The 20,605-nt window shown below is 36.6% G+C and carries 17 protein-coding genes; 10 read left to right on the top strand and 7 right to left on the bottom strand.

What is annotated here, in order from left to right; genetic code table 11:
• Positions 1 to 273 precede the first annotated feature (273 nt).
• The 7 genes from ACIQXW_RS20550 to dnaA form a co-directional block, all read right to left on the bottom strand.
• Positions 274 to 1,362 (bottom strand): HD-GYP domain-containing protein, encoded by a 1,089-nt coding sequence (locus tag ACIQXW_RS20550; RefSeq protein WP_340821507.1) that lies wholly within the window; start codon positions 1,360 to 1,362, stop codon positions 274 to 276.
• Positions 1,363 to 1,508: 146 nt separating this feature from the next.
• Complete coding sequence (gene gyrA, locus ACIQXW_RS20545; protein ID WP_402765116.1) at positions 1,509 to 3,983, bottom strand: DNA gyrase subunit A; 2,475 nt, start codon at positions 3,981 to 3,983, stop codon at positions 1,509 to 1,511.
• A 25-nt stretch (positions 3,984 to 4,008) separates the two neighbouring features.
• A complete protein-coding gene (gyrB, locus tag ACIQXW_RS20540) occupies positions 4,009 to 5,943 on the bottom strand; it encodes a DNA topoisomerase (ATP-hydrolyzing) subunit B (protein ID WP_340821509.1) in 1,935 nt (644 codons plus the stop codon).
• Positions 5,944 to 6,034: 91 nt separating this feature from the next.
• Positions 6,035 to 7,150 (bottom strand): DNA replication/repair protein RecF, encoded by a 1,116-nt coding sequence (gene recF / locus ACIQXW_RS20535; RefSeq protein WP_340821510.1) that lies wholly within the window; start codon positions 7,148 to 7,150, stop codon positions 6,035 to 6,037.
• A gap of 3 nt (positions 7,151 to 7,153) precedes the next feature.
• Positions 7,154 to 7,378 carry a S4 domain-containing protein YaaA gene (gene yaaA, locus ACIQXW_RS20530; protein WP_340821511.1) on the bottom strand — a complete coding sequence of 75 codons (225 nt, stop codon included), beginning with the start codon at positions 7,376 to 7,378 and terminating at the stop codon, positions 7,154 to 7,156.
• A gap of 172 nt (positions 7,379 to 7,550) precedes the next feature.
• Positions 7,551 to 8,687, bottom strand: a complete 1,137-nt coding sequence (dnaN, locus tag ACIQXW_RS20525) for a DNA polymerase III subunit beta (protein WP_340821512.1) — start codon at positions 8,685 to 8,687, stop codon at positions 7,551 to 7,553.
• A 168-nt stretch (positions 8,688 to 8,855) separates the two neighbouring features.
• Positions 8,856 to 10,205, bottom strand: a complete 1,350-nt coding sequence (gene dnaA / locus ACIQXW_RS20520) for a chromosomal replication initiator protein DnaA (protein ID WP_340821514.1) — start codon at positions 10,203 to 10,205, stop codon at positions 8,856 to 8,858.
• Positions 10,206 to 10,759: 554 nt separating this feature from the next.
• Here dnaA and rpmH point away from each other — a divergent pair.
• From rpmH to ACIQXW_RS20470, 10 genes are all read left to right on the top strand, one after another.
• Positions 10,760 to 10,894, top strand: a complete 135-nt coding sequence (gene rpmH / locus ACIQXW_RS20515) for a 50S ribosomal protein L34 (RefSeq protein ID WP_004233310.1) — start codon at positions 10,760 to 10,762, stop codon at positions 10,892 to 10,894.
• A gap of 94 nt (positions 10,895 to 10,988) precedes the next feature.
• Positions 10,989 to 11,333: a ribonuclease P protein component gene (rnpA, locus tag ACIQXW_RS20510; protein WP_340821516.1), complete on the top strand. Its 345-nt coding sequence runs from the start codon at positions 10,989 to 10,991 to the stop codon at positions 11,331 to 11,333.
• Between the two features lie 238 nt (positions 11,334 to 11,571).
• Complete coding sequence (gene yidC / locus ACIQXW_RS20505; protein ID WP_340821518.1) at positions 11,572 to 12,342, top strand: membrane protein insertase YidC; 771 nt, start codon at positions 11,572 to 11,574, stop codon at positions 12,340 to 12,342.
• Complete coding sequence (gene jag, locus ACIQXW_RS20500) at positions 12,339 to 13,151, top strand: RNA-binding cell elongation regulator Jag/EloR (protein ID WP_340821519.1); 813 nt, start codon at positions 12,339 to 12,341, stop codon at positions 13,149 to 13,151. Before yidC ends, jag begins: the two co-directional genes overlap by 4 nt.
• Before the next feature lie 284 nt (positions 13,152 to 13,435).
• Positions 13,436 to 14,821: a tRNA uridine-5-carboxymethylaminomethyl(34) synthesis GTPase MnmE gene (mnmE, locus tag ACIQXW_RS20495; protein ID WP_401020874.1), complete on the top strand. Its 1,386-nt coding sequence runs from the start codon at positions 13,436 to 13,438 to the stop codon at positions 14,819 to 14,821.
• Positions 14,822 to 14,848: 27 nt separating this feature from the next.
• Complete coding sequence (mnmG, locus tag ACIQXW_RS20490; RefSeq protein WP_402765107.1) at positions 14,849 to 16,744, top strand: tRNA uridine-5-carboxymethylaminomethyl(34) synthesis enzyme MnmG; 1,896 nt, start codon at positions 14,849 to 14,851, stop codon at positions 16,742 to 16,744.
• Positions 16,745 to 16,896: 152 nt separating this feature from the next.
• Positions 16,897 to 17,613, top strand: a complete 717-nt coding sequence (gene rsmG / locus ACIQXW_RS20485) for a 16S rRNA (guanine(527)-N(7))-methyltransferase RsmG (protein WP_340821525.1) — start codon at positions 16,897 to 16,899, stop codon at positions 17,611 to 17,613.
• A gap of 180 nt (positions 17,614 to 17,793) precedes the next feature.
• Positions 17,794 to 18,693, top strand: coding sequence for a nucleoid occlusion protein (gene noc / locus ACIQXW_RS20480; protein WP_340821526.1), 900 nt, complete (start codon positions 17,794 to 17,796; stop codon positions 18,691 to 18,693).
• Positions 18,694 to 18,926: 233 nt separating this feature from the next.
• Entirely contained in the window at positions 18,927 to 19,688 is a 762-nt protein-coding gene (locus ACIQXW_RS20475; RefSeq protein WP_173479136.1) for a ParA family protein, read from the top strand.
• A complete protein-coding gene (locus ACIQXW_RS20470; RefSeq protein WP_402765102.1) occupies positions 19,681 to 20,532 on the top strand; it encodes a ParB/RepB/Spo0J family partition protein in 852 nt (283 codons plus the stop codon). The genes ACIQXW_RS20475 and ACIQXW_RS20470 overlap by 8 nt, the downstream gene beginning before the upstream one ends.
• Positions 20,533 to 20,605: the final 73 nt, after the last annotated feature.

Raw genomic sequence — 20,605 nt, 5'->3', positions numbered from 1 at the left:
ATGTCCAAAATTTTGTTTCGTTCACTAACGAAGTTAGCTAGTAAAAACTATATTGATTACGTTTTGCTTGTTCAGTTTTCAAGGTTCATTTTGTTTCGTTTTGTGTGTCACCTCTTGGCGACTCATTAATAATATCAAGTTTCATAATCTATGTCAACACTTTCTCTAAAAAAATTAAAATAGTTTTTAATAACATTAATTCACTCTTATATTACAGCAAGTTAATAAGGCAATCAGAACCTTAATGACTGCCTTATTAATACTTTGTCGACGCTATTCATTTGTAATTATTCGTGAAATATAAAAAGTACGGTTTTTACCTAAATCAAAAATCTCACCAGTAATACTTAATTTAACTATTGGGCGAGTTGGAGCATATTTGTTAACGAACATTACTTCCCCGCGCTCTAAATTTGAAAGCTCAATAATTGTACCAATAGGTAGGTCTGCCACTAAATCAATCAGTGCTCTTACTACTTTAATATCAAACTTTCCAAACTCCGACTCATTAATCATTTCTATAACTTTAAACGACGATTGTTTAGATCGATAGATACGCTCACATGTCATAGCATGAAAAACATCCGCAACAGCAATGATTTGTGCAAAGATAGATATATTAGCGATTTTCTCACCTTTAGGATAGCCGCTTCCGTTTAAGCGCTCATGATGCTGGAAAATAGCTTCTTTTATTGTATCTTTTAAGATTGTTAAATCCTTTATCATGTTGTAGCTATATATAGGATGTTTATAAATCTCTGCAAATTCTTGTTCGGTTAAAGTCGTTTTTTTATCTCGAATACGCGGATGAATTTTAGCCATTCCGCAATCTGCTAATAAACCGCCAATTGCAATTTGAATCGTTAACCCTTTATCATAACCTAATTTTTGAGCAATAACAGAAGAAATCAAAGCTGTAGCTACACAATGATGATATAAATAATCTTTAGGGCTAGAATACTCGTTTAAATTAAAAATTACAGTACGATCTTCTAATACCATATCCAGTAAAGGCAAAATAATTGTACGAGCTTTTGTAATATCTACCTTTGCACCAGCCTCCCAATTTTTGAACTCCCTTTTAAATTGTTCCACAGAATTGTCGTATACTCTTTTAAAGGTTGGGATAGCTTCCGGTTGTATAGCTAAATCTATTTCTTTTTCGGTTTCTACTAAAACATCCTTCACATTATCTTTATATACAGGCGCTCTTGAAATATTGAATGCACTAAAAACTTGTAAATGTTCATGGGATACTACTGTATCTTTAAAGATAATAGGATATTGTGTATTAGCAAAAATATCTTCAGAAATAACTTTTCCTAAACGTAATTCTGAAATTGGGATATGTACCGTTTCCACGAAATTAAACACCTCTTTACTATTTCACTTACTTAAACTAAGGTCTATTAATATATTATCACGAATTTCAAAATTATTACTTATTTTTCATGATATATAATAAAAACCGATGAGCAGCAACAAGGGCTGTCTTCATCGGCCTTTTTTTATTCTTCTATTTGTTCATCTTCATCTTCGTCGGACACATCTTCATCTTCTTTTTCTACTTTTGCTACAGTAGCAACCAGTTCGTCATCTCCTAAACGAATTAAACGAACACCTTGAGTACTACGACCGATTAATGAAATATCATTTACATCCATACGTATAAGCATTCCGTTGATTGTAATAAGCATTAAATCTTCAGAACCATCCACAGTTTTAACAGCTACCATAGGACCGTTTTTGTCGGTAATTTGAATTGTTTTTAAACCAACGCCACCGCGACTCTGTAAACGATACTCCTCTTCGGTTGTACGTTTACCATAGCCTTTTGCGGTAACAACTAAAATTTCTTGTCCAGGTTCAACGATTTCCATTCCAACTACTTCATCGCCGTCACGTAGTTTAATACCACGGACACCGCCTGCTGTACGACCCATTGATCGAATATCATCTTCTTGGAAACGAACAAGCATCCCATCACGTGTACCTATAATAACTTGTTTTATACCATCCGTTAAACGAACAGCAATTAAATCATCATCTTCTCGTAAACTAATAGCAATTAAGCCATTTGTACGGATATTAGCAAATTGCGATACTGGTGTACGCTTCGTAATACCTGTTTTCGTCGTAAAGATAAAATAAGCATCCTTATCAAATGAATCAACGCGAATCATTGCAGTAACTTTTTCACCTTTATCGATGTTGAGTAAGTTAACGATAGGTAAACCTTTAGCTGTACGGCCATACTCAGGAATTTCGTAACCTTTTGCACGGAATACTTTCCCCTTAGTTGTGAAGAATAAAATCGTATCATGCGTAGAAGTATTCATAAGATGTTCTACGAAGTCATCATCGTTTGTACCCATTCCTTGTACACCACGGCCACCACGCTTTTGACTGCGGTATGTATTGGCAGCTAAGCGCTTAATATAACCATTATGCGTTAAAGTAACAACTGAATTTTCTACAGGAATTAAATCCTCATCTTCAATCATTTCCATACCGCCAGATGTAATTTCTGTACGACGGGCATCATTGAAGCGCTCTTTAAGTTCTAATATTTCAGTACGAATAATCTCAACAATTTTAGCTTCGTCAGCTAAGATTGCTTTTAATTCAGCAATTAGCACTTGCAACTCTTGATATTCTGCTTCAATTTTTTCTCGTTCTAATCCACTCAAACGGACTAAGCGCATATCTAAAATGGCTTGCGCCTGACGTTCAGATAAATTAAATCGTTCCATTAATTGTGGTTTTGCTTCTTCACCGCTACGAGAACCACGAATAATCGCAATAATTTCATCGATATGGTCAAGTGCAATACGTAAGCCCTCTAAAATGTGTGCACGGTCTTCCGCTTTCTTCAAGTCAAATTCAGTACGGCGTCGAATAATGACTTTTTGATGTTCTAAATAATGATACAGCATCTCTTTTATGCCCATTACTTTTGGTTGACCATTTACTAACGACAGCATATTAACACCAAAGCTTGATTGCATCGCTGTTTGTTTATATAAATTATTTAAGACTACATTAGCATTTGCATCTTTTCGTACTTCAATAACTACTCGCATACCACGGCGGTCAGATTCATCACGTAAATTTGTAATGCCATCGATTTTTTTATCGCGTACTAGCTCAGCTATCTTTTCGATTAGTTTTGCTTTATTTACTTGGTAAGGTAATTCATGAATAAGAATTGTTTCCTTACCATTAGATTTTTGTTCAATTTCTACTTTAGCTCGAATAATAATTGAGCCACGGCCGCTTTCGTAAGCACGGCGAATACCACTACGTCCTAAAATTATCCCACCTGTTGGGAAATCCGGACCTGGAATGATTTCCATCAATTCTTCGGTTGTAATAGCAGGATTTTCAGATAGTGCTAATACTCCATCAATCGTTTCCCCAAGATTATGTGGAGGAATGTTTGTTGCCATACCAACGGCAATCCCCGCTGCACCATTAACTAGTAAGTTTGGATAGCGACTTGGTAAAACAATTGGTTCTTTTTCAGAGCCGTCATAGTTATCTGTGTAGTCAATTGTGTTTTTATTTATGTCACGAAGCATTTCCATTGCAATACGAGACATACGTGATTCTGTATAACGCATCGCCGCAGCTCCGTCACCATCGACAGAACCAAAGTTCCCGTGACCATCAACTAGCATGTAACGATAACTAAAATCTTGCGCCATACGTACCATTGCATCATAAATAGAGGAGTCACCATGTGGATGGTATTTACCCATTACATCCCCAACAATACGTGCTGATTTTTTATACGCTTTATCTGCTGTATTACCTAGCTCTTGCATGCCGTATAAAATACGACGATGAACTGGTTTTAATCCGTCGCGCACATCTGGTAATGCACGCGAAACGATTACACTCATTGCATAATCGAGGAAGGATGTTTCTATTTCTTCTGTTATATTAACTCCTTTTACACCGGAGCGTTCTTGTTCTGACAAAGTGTAGACCTCCCCTCAAGAAAAATTAAATATCTAAATTAGCGTATACTGCATTTTCTTCAATGAATTGACGACGAGGTTCTACTTCATCGCCCATTAAGCGTTCGAAAGCTTCATTTGCTTTAATCGCATCATCTAATTCTACTTGTAACAATGTACGGTGCTCTGGATCCATCGTTGTATCCCATAACTGCTCTGCATTCATTTCCCCAAGACCTTTATAACGTTGAACAACAGGCTTTGGCATACTTGATAATCTTCCTAAAATCTCTTGTAGCGCAATATCATCATAGCAATATTCAACATGCTTACCTTGCTTCACTTGATAAAGTGGTGGCTGTGCAATATAAATATAGCCAGCATCTACTAGCGGTCTTAAGAAACGGAAGAAGAATGTTAAAAGTAACGTACGGATATGCGCTCCATCTACGTCGGCATCCGTCATAATAATAATTTTATGATAACGGGCTTTTTCTAAATTAAATTCCTCACCAATACCAGTACCGAATGCTGTAATCATTGCTCGAATTTCTGCATTCGATAAAATTTTATCTAATCGTGCCTTTTCAACGTTCAAAATTTTACCACGCAAAGGTAAAATGGCTTGGAAATGACGGTCACGTCCAGATTTTGCTGAACCACCGGCAGAGTCACCCTCTACAATGTAAATTTCACATTCTGCAGGATTTGTAGAAGAACAGTCCGCAAGTTTACCAGGCAAACTTGATACTTCAAGCGCTGATTTACGGCGTGTAAATTCACGAGCCTTTTTCGCTGCTACACGTGCACGAGCAGCCATTAAGCCTTTATCAATTATTTTACGTGCTACAGTTGGATTTTCTAACATAAAACGTTCAAATCCATCTGAGAATAATGCATTCGTTATTTGGCTTACTTCTGAGTTACCGAGCTTTGTTTTCGTTTGTCCTTCAAATTGCGGATCAGGATGCTTAATAGATACGATAGCTGTTAATCCTTCTCGAACGTCTTCACCTGTAAGGTTGGCATCAGCTTCTTTTAATAAACCATTTTTACGTGCGTAATCATTGATAACACGAGTAAGAGCTGTTTTAAAGCCAGACTCATGTGTACCACCCTCGTACGTATTGATATTATTAGCGAATGAGAATATATTCGAAGAAAAGCCTGCATTATATTGCATTGCAATTTCAATTGAAATACCATCCTTTTCACCAAGAACATCGATTGGTTCATGGATAGGCTCTTTAGATTTATTTAAGTGCTCTACATAAGAACGAATACCACCCTCATAATGATATGTAGTAGAACGAATCTCATCTTCACGCTCATCTGCAATTGTAATTCGAATACCGCGATTCAAATATGCTAGTTCGCGAATACGATGTGCTAAAATATCGAATTCATAAACGGTTGTTTCTTTGAAAATTTCTGGGTCTGCTTTGAAACGAGTAGTTGTTCCGTTATGATCTGTTTCGCCAATAACAGTTAATTCTTGTTTAGTTTTGCCACGTTCGAATTTTATTTCATGAATATGTCCCTCACGGTGAACTTGGACGATTGTCTCGATTGATAAAGCATTTACAACCGACGCCCCTACACCATGAAGACCACCAGATACTTTATAACCCCCACCGCCGAATTTACCTCCGGCATGGAGCACTGTCATAATTACTTCGACAGCTGGTTTACCCATTTTTTCTTGAATACTAACAGGAATTCCTCGTCCATTATCTTCTACACGAATCCAGTTATCTTTTTCAATCGTAACTGAGATATCAGTACAAAATCCTGCAAGTGCTTCATCAATACTATTATCAACGATTTCCCACACCAAATGGTGAAGTCCTTTAGAGCTTGTTGAACCGATATACATCCCAGGTCTTTTACGAACCGCTTCTAAACCTTCTAATACCTGTATCTGATCGGCTTCATACGCTTGATCTTGTAAACCTTCGTTTTCTATAGCCACGGCTTCCATCTACTCCTTCATAACATCATTGTGTGTAAATGAATGAACAGTCAACCGAGCTGACTATTACCATTCTTTTATAATCTAAAAAACTCCCTGGCTAACTTTCTTCAATCGCACCTTGTTTCACGTGGAACAGCTGTGCATGTTCCATCGTCTCATGATGAATTCCATCAACACTTGTAGTCGTTACAAAGGTTTGGACTTCACCCTGAATGGTATTTAATAAATGCGATTGGCGATAATCGTCGAGTTCCGACAATACATCGTCTAAAAGTAGAATGGGTGTTTCATTTGTTTCTTGTTTAATTAACTCAATTTCGGCAAGCTTTAATGATAAAGCAGTTGTACGTTGCTGCCCTTGGGAACCATATGTTTGCACATCATAGTTGTTCACCAAAAATTGCAAATCATCTCGATGTGGACCAACCATAGTGACGCCACGATCAAATTCACGATCCTTAACCTCTATTAGCTTTTTAAGCAAGAGATCTTCAATTTCACCAGTCGTCTGTCCTTTATCAATACCTGCTACGGTGCGGTATTTAATAACTAAAGTTTCCTTACCTTGTGAAATTCCTGCATGAATTGGTTCTGCCCACTCTTGTAACAAATCCATAAATTGAAATCTTTTTCGAATAATTTGGGTAGCTGCGTGAATATACTGCTCATTATAAACATCATACATCACGTCGTTAGTCATTACCTTGCCCTGATTCATCTTCAAATAGTGATTACGTTGTTTTAAAATCTTTTGAAAGGTTAATAAATCATGTAAGTAGACTGGCGAAATTTGGCCAATCTCCATATCGATAAAACGTCGACGTATTTGTGGACTTCCCTTTACAACATTCAAATCTTCTGGCGCAAACATCACTACGTTCATTTGACCAATATAATGGCTTAGGCGACTTTGTTCAATATGATTAATCTTACCTTTTTTGCCCTTTTTCGTAATACTAAGCTCTATCGGTAAAATACCATGCCTTTTTTGAACGGCCCCTTCTATTTTACCATAGTCTGAATCCCAACGTATCAATTCTTTATCGTTCGTCGTACGATGCGATTTAGCCATCGCTAAAACGTAGATAGATTCCATGACATTTGTTTTCCCTTGGGCATTTTCACCAATAAATACATTTATTTTCGGTGAAAAATTTAACGCCAATGCGTCATAATTACGGTAATTTGTAAGTTTTAACTGCTCTATATGCATAATTTATTGTCCAATAGGCCCAACAATTCGGAACCGGCCAGATCCAGGGATATTTACAACATCTCCGTTACGTAATTTGCGACCACGGCGATCGTCTACCTCGCCATTTACGTAAACATCATTTTCGTGTAAAAACCATTTGGCCATTCCACCTGAGCTAATAGCATCGGTCATTTTTAAAAGTTGCCCTAATGTGACAAACTCTACGTCGATTTCAATGTCTTTCATAGCTGTGTTACCCTCCAAATACAGAATGTCTATCTCTCTATCATACCTAAAAATACATCATAAGTAAAAAAAGATAGCCGCAACTAGCGACTATCCCAAAGTTTATCCAAATAAAGTAAACGTAACACAAATATCTTTTCTCAGCATTGCTCAACTAGTAAAAATTAGAGGATCAATATGTTCGTACTGGTAAAATTAATTGTAGAATTGCATCATCATGGACAGAACGTAAAATAAACGGTCTCATTGCGCCTGTAAATTGAATCACTACATCTTGGCCATCAATTGCTTTCAATGCTTCCATCATGTATTTCGCGCTAAAGGAAATTTTTAAGTTTTCCCCTTCTAATGCTTCAACAAGTATTTCTTCTTGTACTTTACCAATCTCCGGAGAATTCGATGAAACTTCAACCGCTTGACTGTCTAAAATTTCAAATCGCACGACATTATTACGATCACCTCGCGCCACAAGTGATGCACGATCGATTGCTTGTAACAATGCTTTACCGTTAATCGTTACATTTGTTTGATATTCTTCTGGAATTAAACGTGATGTATCTGGATAGTTACCTTCAAGCAAGCGAGAGAAGAATAATACATCTCCTGTTTTAAATAAAACTTGCTGACTTGTAATAACAATTTGGACAAGGTTTGTAGAGTCTTCTAACACTTTGTTTAACTCATTTAAACTTTTACCAGGAATGACAACGCTATGTTCAACTTCTGGTAAGTCTTCTAGTTGTACTTTACGTCTTGCTAAACGATGGCTATCTGTTGCAACACAGATTAATGCTTCATTTTTTATCTGCCAGTTTACACCTGTCAACACCGGTCTGCTTTCTGAAGTAGCAACAGCAAATACTGTTTCACGGATAATTGATTTTAGTAGGTCTGCAGGTATAGTAAATTTTTGATCTTCGGTTAATTCAGGTAATAAAGGATATTCAGCTGCATCTGAGCCAATTAAATGGAATTCAGATTTACCTGAGCGAATATGCGTTTGGAAACCTGTTGTAACTTGAAGTTCTACCTCATTTGTTGGTAATTTACGTACGATTTCATTGAACATACGTGCTTGTACGACAATTGAACCTGTTTCTGTAATGTGAATAATTTGTTGTCCATCTTCTTCTACTGGGATAAATGTTTGAATTGTAATATCAGCATCACTACCAGTTAAACTAATTCCTTCGTTTGTCACATCAATTTTAATTCCCGTTAATATTGGAATAGTTGTTTTTGAACTTACTGCTTTCATGACATCATTTAAACCTTCTAGTAAACGGTCACGTAAAATATCAAATTTCATTTCTTTTCCCTCACATATTTATATTATTTATTTATTTAAATATAAAAGATATAGTAATAGGCCCTGTGGATTTGTGGATAAGTGCTTCTATGTGAATAAAATCAGTCTATCCACATGTAGATAGACTGTGTATAAGTTTGTGTTTAAATATTTGAGTTGTCCACAAGATTATTTCCCTAGCATGCTACGAATTTGTTTAATATCTTGTTGCAACTGGGTGTCATTTTTCAACAACGAAGATATTTTTTCATGAGCATGAATAACTGTAGTATGATCACGACCACCAAATTCTTCGCCAATTTTCGGCAATGAGAAATCTGTTAATTCGCGCGATAAAAACATCGCAATTTGTCGAGGAAAGGCGATTAGTTTTGTTCGTTTTTTAGCTGTAAAGTCTTCTAAACGAATATTAAAGTGCTCTCCTACGGCATTTTGAATGTCTAAAATAGTTACAGTTCTTGGCTTCGTATTAGGAATAATATCTTTTAACGCTTCAGCGGCTAATGTAGCATTAATATCTTTGTTAACTAGCGATGAGTAAGCTACGACACGAATAAGCGCACCTTCAAGCTCCCGGATATTGGAGTCAATCTGGTTCGCGATATAGAGCATTACCTCGTTTGGTACATCCAAACCGTCCGCTTTAGCTTTTTTTCGTAAAATCGCAATACGTGTTTCTAAATCTGGTGGTGCTATATCAGTAATAAGCCCCCATTCAAATCGAGAACGTAAGCGATCCTCTAAAGTAGGGATTTCCTTTGGTGGACGGTCACTAGAAATGACAATTTGTTTTGATTCTTCGTGTAATGTGTTAAAAGTATGGAAAAATTCTTCTTGAGTAGATTCTTTTCCAGCAAGGAATTGAATATCATCAATTAGCAGAACATCTACATTACGATATTTATTGCGAAAATCGAGTGCTTTATTATCACGAATAGAGTTAATAAATTCATTCGTAAATTTTTCTGATGATAAGTACACGACTTTTGCATTTGGATTATGTTCTAACACATAATGGCCAATAGCGTGCATTAAATGTGTTTTGCCAAGCCCTACTCCCCCATATATAAAGAAAGGGTTATAAGCCTTTGCAGGGGCTTCAGCGACAGCTAATGATGCAGCATGAGCAAAGCGGTTTCCAGAGCCAATAACGAACGTATCAAATGTATATTTCGGGTTTAACATTCCTGGTGAAATATCATGATGGTCGTTATTTTTAGCTTGGATAATCGGCGCTGGTAAGTCAAAATCGTCCGAATCCTGGTTTTTTTGAACAACAAATTTAATAAGCAAGTCTTCGCCTGTTAGCTCCGTTAATATACCTGTAATCAAATGAATATAATGATTTTCAAGCCAGTCTCGAGCAAACGAATTTGGCGCGGCAATTGTCACTGTCGAACCACTTCCATTGTAAGAAAGTAATTTTGTAGACTTTAGCCACGTTTCAAAGCTTGGTTTAGAAATTTTTTGTTCAACTTGAGCCAGGACATTATTCCATAATTCTTCTAAATGTTCCAAGCTGCTATTCTCCTTTACAGTTCAATACATATACAGCAATAAAAAAATATAGTGCATTTATGTGATAAGTAAATACGTTCATTTTACGACTAATCCACAAAATCACAAGCTGTGGATAATACTTAACCAAAGGCTGTGATAAAAATTATCCACAGCATATCAACAGTTGTGGATAAAAGAATAGTTCGTTTTAGTTTTCAACAAAGTGAAGCACAGTAATCGTATCAGAAAAACAAAGCCATTTCAATAGTTTATGAAACTTATCCACACAACCTTGAATTACTCACTATTGAGTTGTCCACAAGCACTGCTTATGTGAAAAAGCTGTAGATAACCGTTGTGGATAAAAAATAAGGCAAAAAATACTATACACAGGTCTGTGTAAAAAAAACAAGTATTCTGTGGATAATTTAAAAGAGGGAAATTAAAAACATAGATTAGACGGATTAAAAGAATTTTTTAAAATTCATTGACAAAATAGCTGTTTACTTTATATAATATGCAGGTCTGTATGTTGAAAAATTCAACTTTCATTCAGGAGGTGTCTATATACAATGAAACGTACTTACCAACCAAAGAAACGTAAGCACAGCAAAGTTCACGGTTTCCGCGCACGTATGAGCACGAAAAACGGTCGCAAAGTTCTTGCTGCTCGTCGTCGTAAAGGAAGAAAAGTTTTATCAGCATAAAATAAGTCCACTGAGCCACATCAGTGGTCTTTTTTTTCTTTATTTTTTGAAGCCGATAAGGATCAAAAGTATAATTTAGTAGCAGGTGAAAGTAATGAAAAAACGCCAACGAGTGAAAAAGAATGAGGATTTTCAAAAGGTGTTTAAAAAGGGTAAATCTTTCGCGAATCGACAGTTTGTCGTTTATTTTTTCCCAAAAGAGGGACAAACAGAATTTCGTGTAGGTTTATCAGTTAGTAAAAAACTTGGTAATGCGGTAACACGCAACCAAATTAAACGTTATATTCGACAAAGTATTCATGAATTAAAAGATGAACTAAAGCCGAATATGGACTATGTTATTATCGCCAGACATCCGGCGGCCACTATGGATTTTCATGAAGTGAAACAAAGTTTGCAGCATGTACTACGAATTGCTAGAGTATTGAAGAAATCGTAATACATACGGCAACCAAAGTGGCGATAAAGTACACTTATAAAAGATTCCACGATAACTTTTGTAAATTTAGTAAACACTTTACTGCATGAGCCTATAATAATTGGCATATTTAGTAGAGTGAAAGCTAATTTGCATGATAAAATAACTGATAACTTTATTCAGTCAAAATGATTAAATTGAATAAAGACAACGCATATAGATTTAAGAAAAGTGAATAGTAATTGTAGGGGGAAGACGGTTGAAGAAACAACTTTGGGTGATTTTGTCGCTAGTATCAGTAGCATTACTACTATCTGGATGTACAGAATTTAATGAACCAATATCCAAAGAAAGCCAAGGCTTCTGGAATGAATTCATTGTTTGGCCGCTAGTATCAGCAATTAAATATTTTGCTGATTTACTTGGTACGTATGCATGGGGGATTATTGCGGTAACAATTATTATTCGTTTAGCAATTCTTCCATTGATGATTAAACAAACGAAGAGCTCTAAAAAAATGCAAGAAATTCAGCCAAAATTGAAGGAATTGCAGAAGAAGTATGCTTCTAAGGATGCACAAACACAGAAACAGTATCAGCAAGAAATGATGAAGCTGATGAGTGAGTCCGGTGTAAACCCAGTTGCTGGATGTTTACCGGTAGTCATTCAAATGCCAATTTTAATTGGTTTCTATCATGCGATTAGTCGAATGAATGCTACACCCGCTTTTGATTTAGGAAATTTCTTTATCTTCCCATTAGCAGAATCTGCGCCTGCTTTGGCAATAACTGCTGGTATCATGCAATTTTTCGTGTTACGTACGGGTCCAGCAATGGATAACCCTCAAATGAAAATAATGATGTATATTATGCCATTCATGATTATCGGTTTTGGTATGGCGTTACCAGCTGCATTATCACTATATTGGGTAATCGGGAATATTATCTCGATTCTTCAAAACCTGTATATTTATAAACCTTGGCAAAAAAATAAAACACAACCTGCTCAAAATGGAGGGGCTAAAAAGTGAAACAACTTACGCAAATAGGCGCAACAACACAAGAAGCGATCTCATTGGCGTTACAGAAACTTGGCAAAACCCGTGAACAAGTAGATGTTGAAGTTTTACAAGAAGGTAAAAAAGGATTTTTAGGTTTTGGAGCACGTTCTGCAGAAGTGCGTGTGACTGTAAAGGAAGTACAAGTTCGTCCAACTACGGAAACAGAAATAGTAGCTGAGCAAGGCAATACGGCTACTGAGCAATTGAACGAACAAATGGTAGTGGATGACGTTGAAAAAATAAGTTCACAAGTTTCAGAACAACCAATGGATATTGAAGCTATTCAACAAGTAGTTAAAAAAGAGGAAGAAGATCACTCTATAAATCCAATTGAAGAAGCAAAAGCTTACCTAGTAAGTATAGCTAAGCAATTGGACATTCAAGATCTTGAAATTGAAACAAAGCGCGAAGGTAAATATGTGATGTTTCAATTGAATAGTGAGAAGGCAGCGCTGCTTATCGGGAAACGCGGTCAAACGTTAAATTCCCTGCAGCAATTAACACAACTTGTATTAAATAAAACGGCTAAACAGTTCCTAATGGTTAAATTAGACGTTGAAAATTACCGAGAACGTCGCCAAGTAGCCTTAGAGCAACTGGCGGATCGTATGGCTGATAAGGCACTTCGTTTAAATCAACGTGTGGCATTTGAGCCGATGCAATCATACGAAAGAAAAATTATTCATAATCAATTAGCGAATCGCCTTGATATTGAAACATATTCAGAAGGAACAGAACCGAATCGCTATTTAGTTATTGAACCAGTAAAGAACGCTTAGGCTCTCTTTACGAAAAGGCATACAGACATATGCTATAAAAAAAACGGTCATTTTATCATAGATAAAGTGGCCGTTTTTTACTGTCTTATAAGCCAAATAATGTCGTAATATGTCGGATATTGCATGTTTCAAAGCGAAATAGATGAAGGATTAAAAATTTAAGCTTATCCACAATTGGAAATTATCCTTACTTTAGATTTTATCGAAAATATGTTAGTCTAAGATGTTAGAAAGTGTTGATCGGTTAATTATCCACATGTGGATAACGTTGAGGAGGTAATGAAATGGAGTTCGATACAATTGCTGCGATATCCACACCTATGGGTGAAGGTGCTATTGCTATAGTTCGCTTAAGTGGAGATGAAGCGGTAGCCATTGCAGATAAAATATTTAAATCGCCTGGTGGGAAAAGTTTAACGCAGCAGGCTTCACATACAATTCATTATGGGCATTTAGTGGATCCTAAAACAAATGAGGTAGTAGAAGAAGTCATGCTATCGTTAATGCGAGGACCGAAAACGTTCACGCGTGAGGATGTAATAGAGATCAATTGTCACGGAGGACTTGTGTCAGTTAATCGAGTATTAAAATTAGTATTAACGAATGGTGCAAGACTTGCAGAGCCTGGTGAATTTACAAAGCGTGCATTTTTAAATGGACGTATTGATTTATCGCAGGCTGAAGCGGTGATGGATTTAATTCGAGCGAAGACAGATCGTGCGATGAATGTAGCACTTGGTCAAATGGATGGGAAATTATCTCGACTCATTGGTGATTTACGCCAAGCATTGCTAGAGACATTAGCGCAAGTAGAGGTTAATATAGATTATCCAGAGTATGATGATGTAGAAGAAATGACAGTGCCCGTATTGCTTGAAAAATGTACATGGGTGCGTAATGAAATTATTAAACTTTTACAAACTTCTTCTCAGGGAAAAATTTTACGTGAAGGCTTATCGACTGTTATTTTAGGACGACCGAACGTAGGGAAATCTTCACTTTTAAATAGTTTAGTGCAAGAAAATAAAGCGATTGTGACAGATATAGCAGGTACAACTCGTGATATTATAGAAGAGTACGTAAATGTACGTGGCGTACCTCTTCGTTTAGTCGATACGGCCGGCATTCGTGAAACAGAAGATATTGTAGAGCGAATTGGTGTTGAACGTTCTCGTGAGGCGTTACAAAGCGCAGATTTAATTTTATTTGTATTAAACTATGCGGATGAATTAACGATTGAGGATGAGCGTCTTTTCGAAACAATTGAGGCGATGGATTATATCGTCATTGTCAATAAAACAGATTTACCGCAAAAAATTGATTTAGACCGTGTAAAAGAATTAGCAGGTGGTCATCGTATTGTGACAACGTCTCTTTTACAAGAAGAAGGAATAACAGAATTAGAGGAAGCAATTGCAGCATTATTCTTCGAGGGTCAAATTGAAGCGGGCGATTTAACATATGTATCAAATGCACGTCATATTGCATTACTCCACCAAGCGCAAGCGACCGTAGAGGACGCATTAGCTGGAGCACAGGCTGGAGTACCGGTTGATATGGTGCAAATAGATGTAACAAGAACTTGGGAAATACTTGGTGAAATTATTGGGGATACAGTGCAAGAAAGCCTAATAAATCAGCTGTTTTCACAGTTCTGTTTAGGAAAATAATTCTACTAGAGAAGGGAAGATACGAGCATGCCAACACAATATGAGGCAGGCACGTTTGATGTGATTGTTATTGGAGCAGGTCATGCAGGCGCAGAAGCCGCTTATGCTGCTGCTAAAATGGGCGCTAACACGCTCATGTTAACAATTAACTTAGATATGATTGCATTTATGCCATGTAACCCATCCATTGGTGGCCCTGCAAAAGGGATTGTCGTACGTGAAATTGACGCACTAGGTGGAGTCATGGGGAAAGTTATTGATAAAACGCATATTCAAATGCGTATGTTGAATACAGGGAAAGGTCCAGCTGTACGTGCTTTACGTGCCCAAGCGGACAAAGTTTTATATCAAAACGAAATGAAACGCGTGTTAGAAGAAAACGAAAACCTAACTATTCACCAAGCTATGGTGGAAGAGCTTATTATAGAAGAAGGCGAAGTAAAAGGTGTTATTACACAAATTGGTGCTATTTATCGTGCCAACGCAGTAATCGTCACAACAGGTACATTCCTACGTGGTGAAATTATTATTGGTGACATGAAATATTCAAGTGGTCCAAACAACCAACAGCCTTCAATTCGCTTAGCGGATAATTTAAAAGAATTAGGTTTTGACCTTGTACGCTTTAAAACAGGTACTCCGCCTCGTGTAAATAGCCGTACAATTGATTATTCAAAAACAGAAAAACAACCAGGTGATGATGTCCCACGTGCATTTAGTTTTGAAACAACTGAATTCATTATGGATCAACTTCCTTGTTGGTTAACATATACAAGCCCTCAAACACATGAAATTATTGAGGATAATTTACATCTTTCACCAATGTACTCAGGTATGATTAAAGGAACTGGCCCGCGCTATTGTCCTTCAATCGAAGATAAAGTAGTGCGATTTAATGATAAGCCGCGCCACCAAATCTTTTTAGAGCCAGAAGGACGCAATACACGAGAAGTCTATGTACAAGGTTTATCGACAAGCTTACCTGAGCATGTACAACAGCGTTTGCTAAAATCAATTCCAGGTTTAGAACAAGCTGAAATGATGCGTGCAGGCTATGCTATTGAATACGATGCCATTGTTCCAACGCAATTATGGCCAACTTTAGAAACAAAACGCATTAAAGGTTTATATACAGCAGGCCAAATTAATGGAACATCTGGCTATGAAGAAGCAGCTGCTCAAGGCTTAATGGCAGGGATGAATGCTGCTGCCAATGTCCTTGGTAAAGAAGAGCTGATTTTAAGCCGTTCAGAAGCTTATATTGGTGTCTTAATCGATGATTTAGTAACGAAAGGTACGAATGAGCCTTATCGTCTCCTAACATCTCGTGCTGAATATCGTTTACTACTGCGTCACGATAATGCAGATTTACGCTTAGTAGAACACGGTTATAAAATGGGTATGTTATCAGCGCAACGTTACGAAAAGTTCATGGAGAAAAAATCATTAATTGAAAATGAAATTGCACGCCTTCGTGAAGTCATTATTAAACCGAATGAAGCAACGCAATCTGCCATTCGCTCTGTAGGTGGTAGTGAACTGAAAGATGGAATTCGTGGAGCAGATTTATTAAAACGTACGGAAATGCACTATGATTTAGTCTCTTCATTAATACCAGCTGATATTGAATTTTCGGATGAAATAAAAGAGCAAATCGAAATTCAGCTAAAATATGAAGGTTATATTGAAAAGGCATTGCAACAAGTTGAAAAGCTTCATAGAATGGAAAATAAAAAAATTCCAGAAAACATTGATTATGACGCCATTTCAGGTCTTGCAACAGAAGCACGACAAAAATTAAAACAAGTAACGCCACTTTCTATTGCACAGGCGTCTCGAATTTCTGGTGTAAACCCTGCAGACATTTCGATTTTACTTGTTTACATCGAACAAGGAAAAATCGCGCGTGTAAGTGGCGAATAATAGAGGAACAGCAAAGTGAATAAGAGGCGGGCATACCATTGTGCCCGCTTCCTATTTTTAGGCTATATTATGCCTCAAGGTTGATTGCTTCCTACTAGGCATGACAATCAGCAATAGACTATACTGAGCCAATTTTTAAAAGGAGACCTTACATGAACGAACAACAATTTATTGAGGCATTGAAGGACAAGGGCATCGAGCTTTCTGAAAAGCAAGTTGCACAGTTCAAAAAGTATTTCGAACTGCTTGTCGAGTGGAATGAAAAGATGAACCTAACTGCTATCACAGATTTTGAAGGGGTCTATTTAAAACATTTCTATGATTCAATTAGTGCCTCGTTTTATTTTGATTTTACAAAGGTAACAACAGTTTGTGATGTAGGAGCAGGAGCTGGTTTCCCAAGTATTCCTATTAAAATCTGCTTCCCACATTTACAAGTAACAATTGTAGATTCTTTAAATAAACGAATTACATTTTTAAATCATTTAAGTGATGAATTACAGTTAGACCATATGAATTTTGTTCATGCACGCGCAGAGGAATTCGGTCAAAACGTAAAATATCGTGAGCAATTTGATGTTGTGACAGCCCGTGCAGTAGCTCGCTTGTCTGTACTATCAGAATTATGTGTGCCATTAGCAAAACAGGGTGGTTATTTTGTTGCATTAAAGGCTTCTGCAGGTCCTGAAGAATTAAAAGATGCAAAAAAAGCATTGAGCACTTTAGGTGTTTCACTAAAAGAAGAATATTCTTTCTCTTTACCTGTTGAAGAAAGTGAACGTACTTTATATGTTTTTGATAAAATAAAAGGAACACCAAAAAAATACCCGCGTAAACCTGGTGTACCAAATAAAACACCTATTCAATAATTAGTGTTTCATGTGAAACTTCTCAAACTGGAAAAATATTTTCTCTAGTTTGAGCATACATACTAGTTATGGATGGTTCACGCAAATGACATCTATGAACTATATACATTTTAGGAAATATAATAAATAATAATAGAATGAGACAGAGCAAGATAGTTACTTAAAGGTGGTGCCACTTGGATGAAAAGTCCTTTTTCACGTTTTTTTGGAGGCGGAAATAAAGCAGAGCCTATTGTGGAAAATGAAGTAGAACAAGCAGAGGCGGTTCGTGCAACAGAAGAGGTTATTAAGCTTCCAATCGATCAAATTGTACCAAACCGTTTTCAGCCACGTACTATTTTTGATGACGAAAAAATTGAAGAATTATCAAGAACCATTCATACTCATGGTGTAATTCAACCAATTGTTGTACGTAGCACAGCAAACAATCAATATGAAATCATTGCTGGTGAGCGTCGTTACCGGGCAATGAAAAAGCTACAATGGACGGAAGTTCCTGCGATTGTACGAAATTTAACGGATAAGGAAACAGCATCAATTGCATTAATCGAAAACCTTCAGCGTGAAGAGTTAACGGCAATTGAAGAAGCGGTTGCCTACCAAAAATTATTAGAGCTTCATGAACTAACACAAGAAGCACTGGCTCAACGTTTAGGAAAAGGACAATCCACGGTAGCCAATAAATTACGTCTATTAAAGCTTCCTGAAGAAGTACAGCAAGCTATTTTAAAGCGTCAAATTTCTGAAAGACATGCACGTGCACTAATCGCAATTAAAGACCAACCTTTGCAATTAGAAATTTTGCAAGGAGCCATTGAAAATGATTGGAATGTGCGTCAACTAGAAGAGCACATTTATACATTGCTGCATCCTGAAGTGGTGGATCAAGAAGAAGATATTCCTAAAAAGGTGAAGCCGAAAAGGAAAGCGATAAGTAAAGATGTTCGTATCGCCTTGAATACGATTAAGCAATCGCTATCAATGGTGACGAAAAGTGGAATAACGGTTAAAACAGAGGAAGAAGATACGGAAGAATATTATCAAATTACAGTGAAAATACCTAAAAAGAAGAAATCTTAATGAATATTTAATTATACTAAAAAAGTAATTTGTACTGTATTATATCTTCTGTACAGAGGAGGATCTTAGAATTATTTCTAAGATGCCTCCTTTTTTGTATATATTCTTAATATTTTATACAACTCTATTCGTTTTTTTTGATAGAATGATAATTAAGATAGCGGTATTGAACAATGATTTTACAAATGGATTTGTCAAAGCAAACTTTGATAGATGAAAGCAGGTGCTTTTAAATGGGTAGAATTATAGCAATCGCCAATCAAAAGGGTGGCGTAGGAAAAACAACGACATCGGTCAATTTGAGCGCTTGTCTGGCATACTTGGGGAAAAAAGTGCTATTAATCGATACAGATCCACAGGGCAATACAACAAGTGGACTTGGCATTAATAAAGGTGAAATACAAAGTTGTATTTATGATGTCCTAATCGATGATGAAAATGTTGAAAATGTCGTTCAACAAACAAATGTAGAAAATCTATCAATCGTTCCTGCAACCATTTCACTAGCGGGGGCAGAGATTGAATTAGTTTCAACTATTTCGCGGGAAGTACGTTTAAAGCACGCACTTCAAGATGTGAAAGAAGACTACGACTATATTATTATTGATTGTCCACCGTCACTAGGGCTTTTAACGATTAATGCATTAACTGCGTCGGACGCATTGATTATTCCTGTACAATGCGAATATTATGCATTAGAGGGTTTAAGCCAATTATTGTCCACTGTACGTTTAGTGCAGAAGCATTTGAATCAACAGCTTTATATTGATGGTGTATTATTGACAATGCTTGATGCAAGAACCAATTTAGGTTTGCAAGTAATTGATGAAGTAAAAAAATATTTTCAAGATAAAGTATATAAAACGATCATTCCTCGTAATGTGCGATTAAGTGAGGCTCCGAGTCATGGACAGCCTATTATCATTTATGATGCAAAATCAAGAGGAGCTGAAGTTTATTTAGAGATGGCGAGGGAAGTGATTAAAAATGGCTAAAGGTTTAGGAAAAGGTATTGGTGCTCTATTTCCAGGAGAATCGTTAGAACAAAGCGGACAAGTAGAAGAAATACAACTACAGCTAATAGTCGCAAATCCATTTCAGCCTCGTAAAATATTTGATGAAGAAGCATTGCAAGAATTAGCAGATTCAATTCAAGAGCATGGTATTTTACAGCCGATTGCTGTACGAAAAAAGGCACGAAAATACGAAATTGTAGCGGGCGAACGTCGTTTTAGAGCAGCACAAATAGCTGGGCTAGACATAATACCAGCGATTGTTAAAGAGCTAACAGATTCTCAAATGATGGAACTTGCAATATTAGAAAACCTTCAGCGTGAAGATTTAACGGTTATTGAAGAGGCAGAAGCATATCAAAGTCTAATGGAAAACTTACACTTAACACAAGAGGAGCTATCCAAGCGATTAGGTAAGAGTAGACCACACATTGCCAATCACGTTCGATTGTTAGCTTTGCCAGAAGATGTTCGTGCCTTAATGAATGACGGTACATTATCAATGGGGCAAGGCCGTGCATTACTAGGATTGAAAAATAAAAGAAGAATTCCAGAAATTGCACTCAAGATTATAAAACAAGGTTTAAACGTGCGCCAAGTTGAAATTTTAGTGCAAAATTTAAATGAAGAAGTTTCACGTGAAACATCGCAGCCGAAGAAGAAGGATATTTTTGTTGTAGCGAAGGAATCTCAGTTGAGAGATTATTTTGGTACAAATGTCCAAATTAAAAAAGCAAATAATAAAGGTAAAATTGAAATCGAATTTTACTCAGAAGATGACTTAGAACGCATTTTGGAAATATTAAACATTCAAGAAAATGATTAAGGGACCATTAATGTAAATTAGAGCGCCGACATACTAGGCGCTCTCTATTTTTTAGAGAGAAAGAAGGCCTTTT

The organism is Lysinibacillus sp. NPDC097162, assembly GCF_044762185.1.
GTDB lineage: Bacteria > Bacillota > Bacilli > Bacillales_A > Planococcaceae > Lysinibacillus.
This window is presented reverse-complemented; position numbering and strand designations above follow the sequence as displayed.

Excerpts from the sequence above, each read along its gene's own strand:
- gyrB (WP_340821509.1), bottom strand. The coding sequence starts at position 5,943 with ATGGAAGCCGTGGCTATAGAAAACGAAGGTTTACAAGATCAAGCGTAT.
- recF (WP_340821510.1), bottom strand. The coding sequence starts at position 7,150 with ATGCATATAGAGCAGTTAAAACTTACAAATTACCGTAATTATGACGCA.
- yaaA (WP_340821511.1), bottom strand. The coding sequence starts at position 7,378 with ATGAAAGACATTGAAATCGACGTAGAGTTTGTCACATTAGGGCAACTT.
- dnaN (WP_340821512.1), bottom strand. The coding sequence starts at position 8,687 with ATGAAATTTGATATTTTACGTGACCGTTTACTAGAAGGTTTAAATGAT.
- rpmH (WP_004233310.1), top strand. The coding sequence starts at position 10,760 with ATGAAACGTACTTACCAACCAAAGAAACGTAAGCACAGCAAAGTTCAC.
- rnpA (WP_340821516.1), top strand. The coding sequence starts at position 10,989 with ATGAAAAAACGCCAACGAGTGAAAAAGAATGAGGATTTTCAAAAGGTG.
- mnmE (WP_401020874.1), top strand. The coding sequence starts at position 13,436 with ATGGAGTTCGATACAATTGCTGCGATATCCACACCTATGGGTGAAGGT.
- mnmG (WP_402765107.1), top strand. The coding sequence starts at position 14,849 with ATGCCAACACAATATGAGGCAGGCACGTTTGATGTGATTGTTATTGGA.
- rsmG (WP_340821525.1), top strand. The coding sequence starts at position 16,897 with ATGAACGAACAACAATTTATTGAGGCATTGAAGGACAAGGGCATCGAG.
- noc (WP_340821526.1), top strand. The coding sequence starts at position 17,794 with ATGAAAAGTCCTTTTTCACGTTTTTTTGGAGGCGGAAATAAAGCAGAG.
- ACIQXW_RS20475 (WP_173479136.1), top strand. The coding sequence starts at position 18,927 with ATGGGTAGAATTATAGCAATCGCCAATCAAAAGGGTGGCGTAGGAAAA.
- ACIQXW_RS20470 (WP_402765102.1), top strand. The coding sequence starts at position 19,681 with ATGGCTAAAGGTTTAGGAAAAGGTATTGGTGCTCTATTTCCAGGAGAA.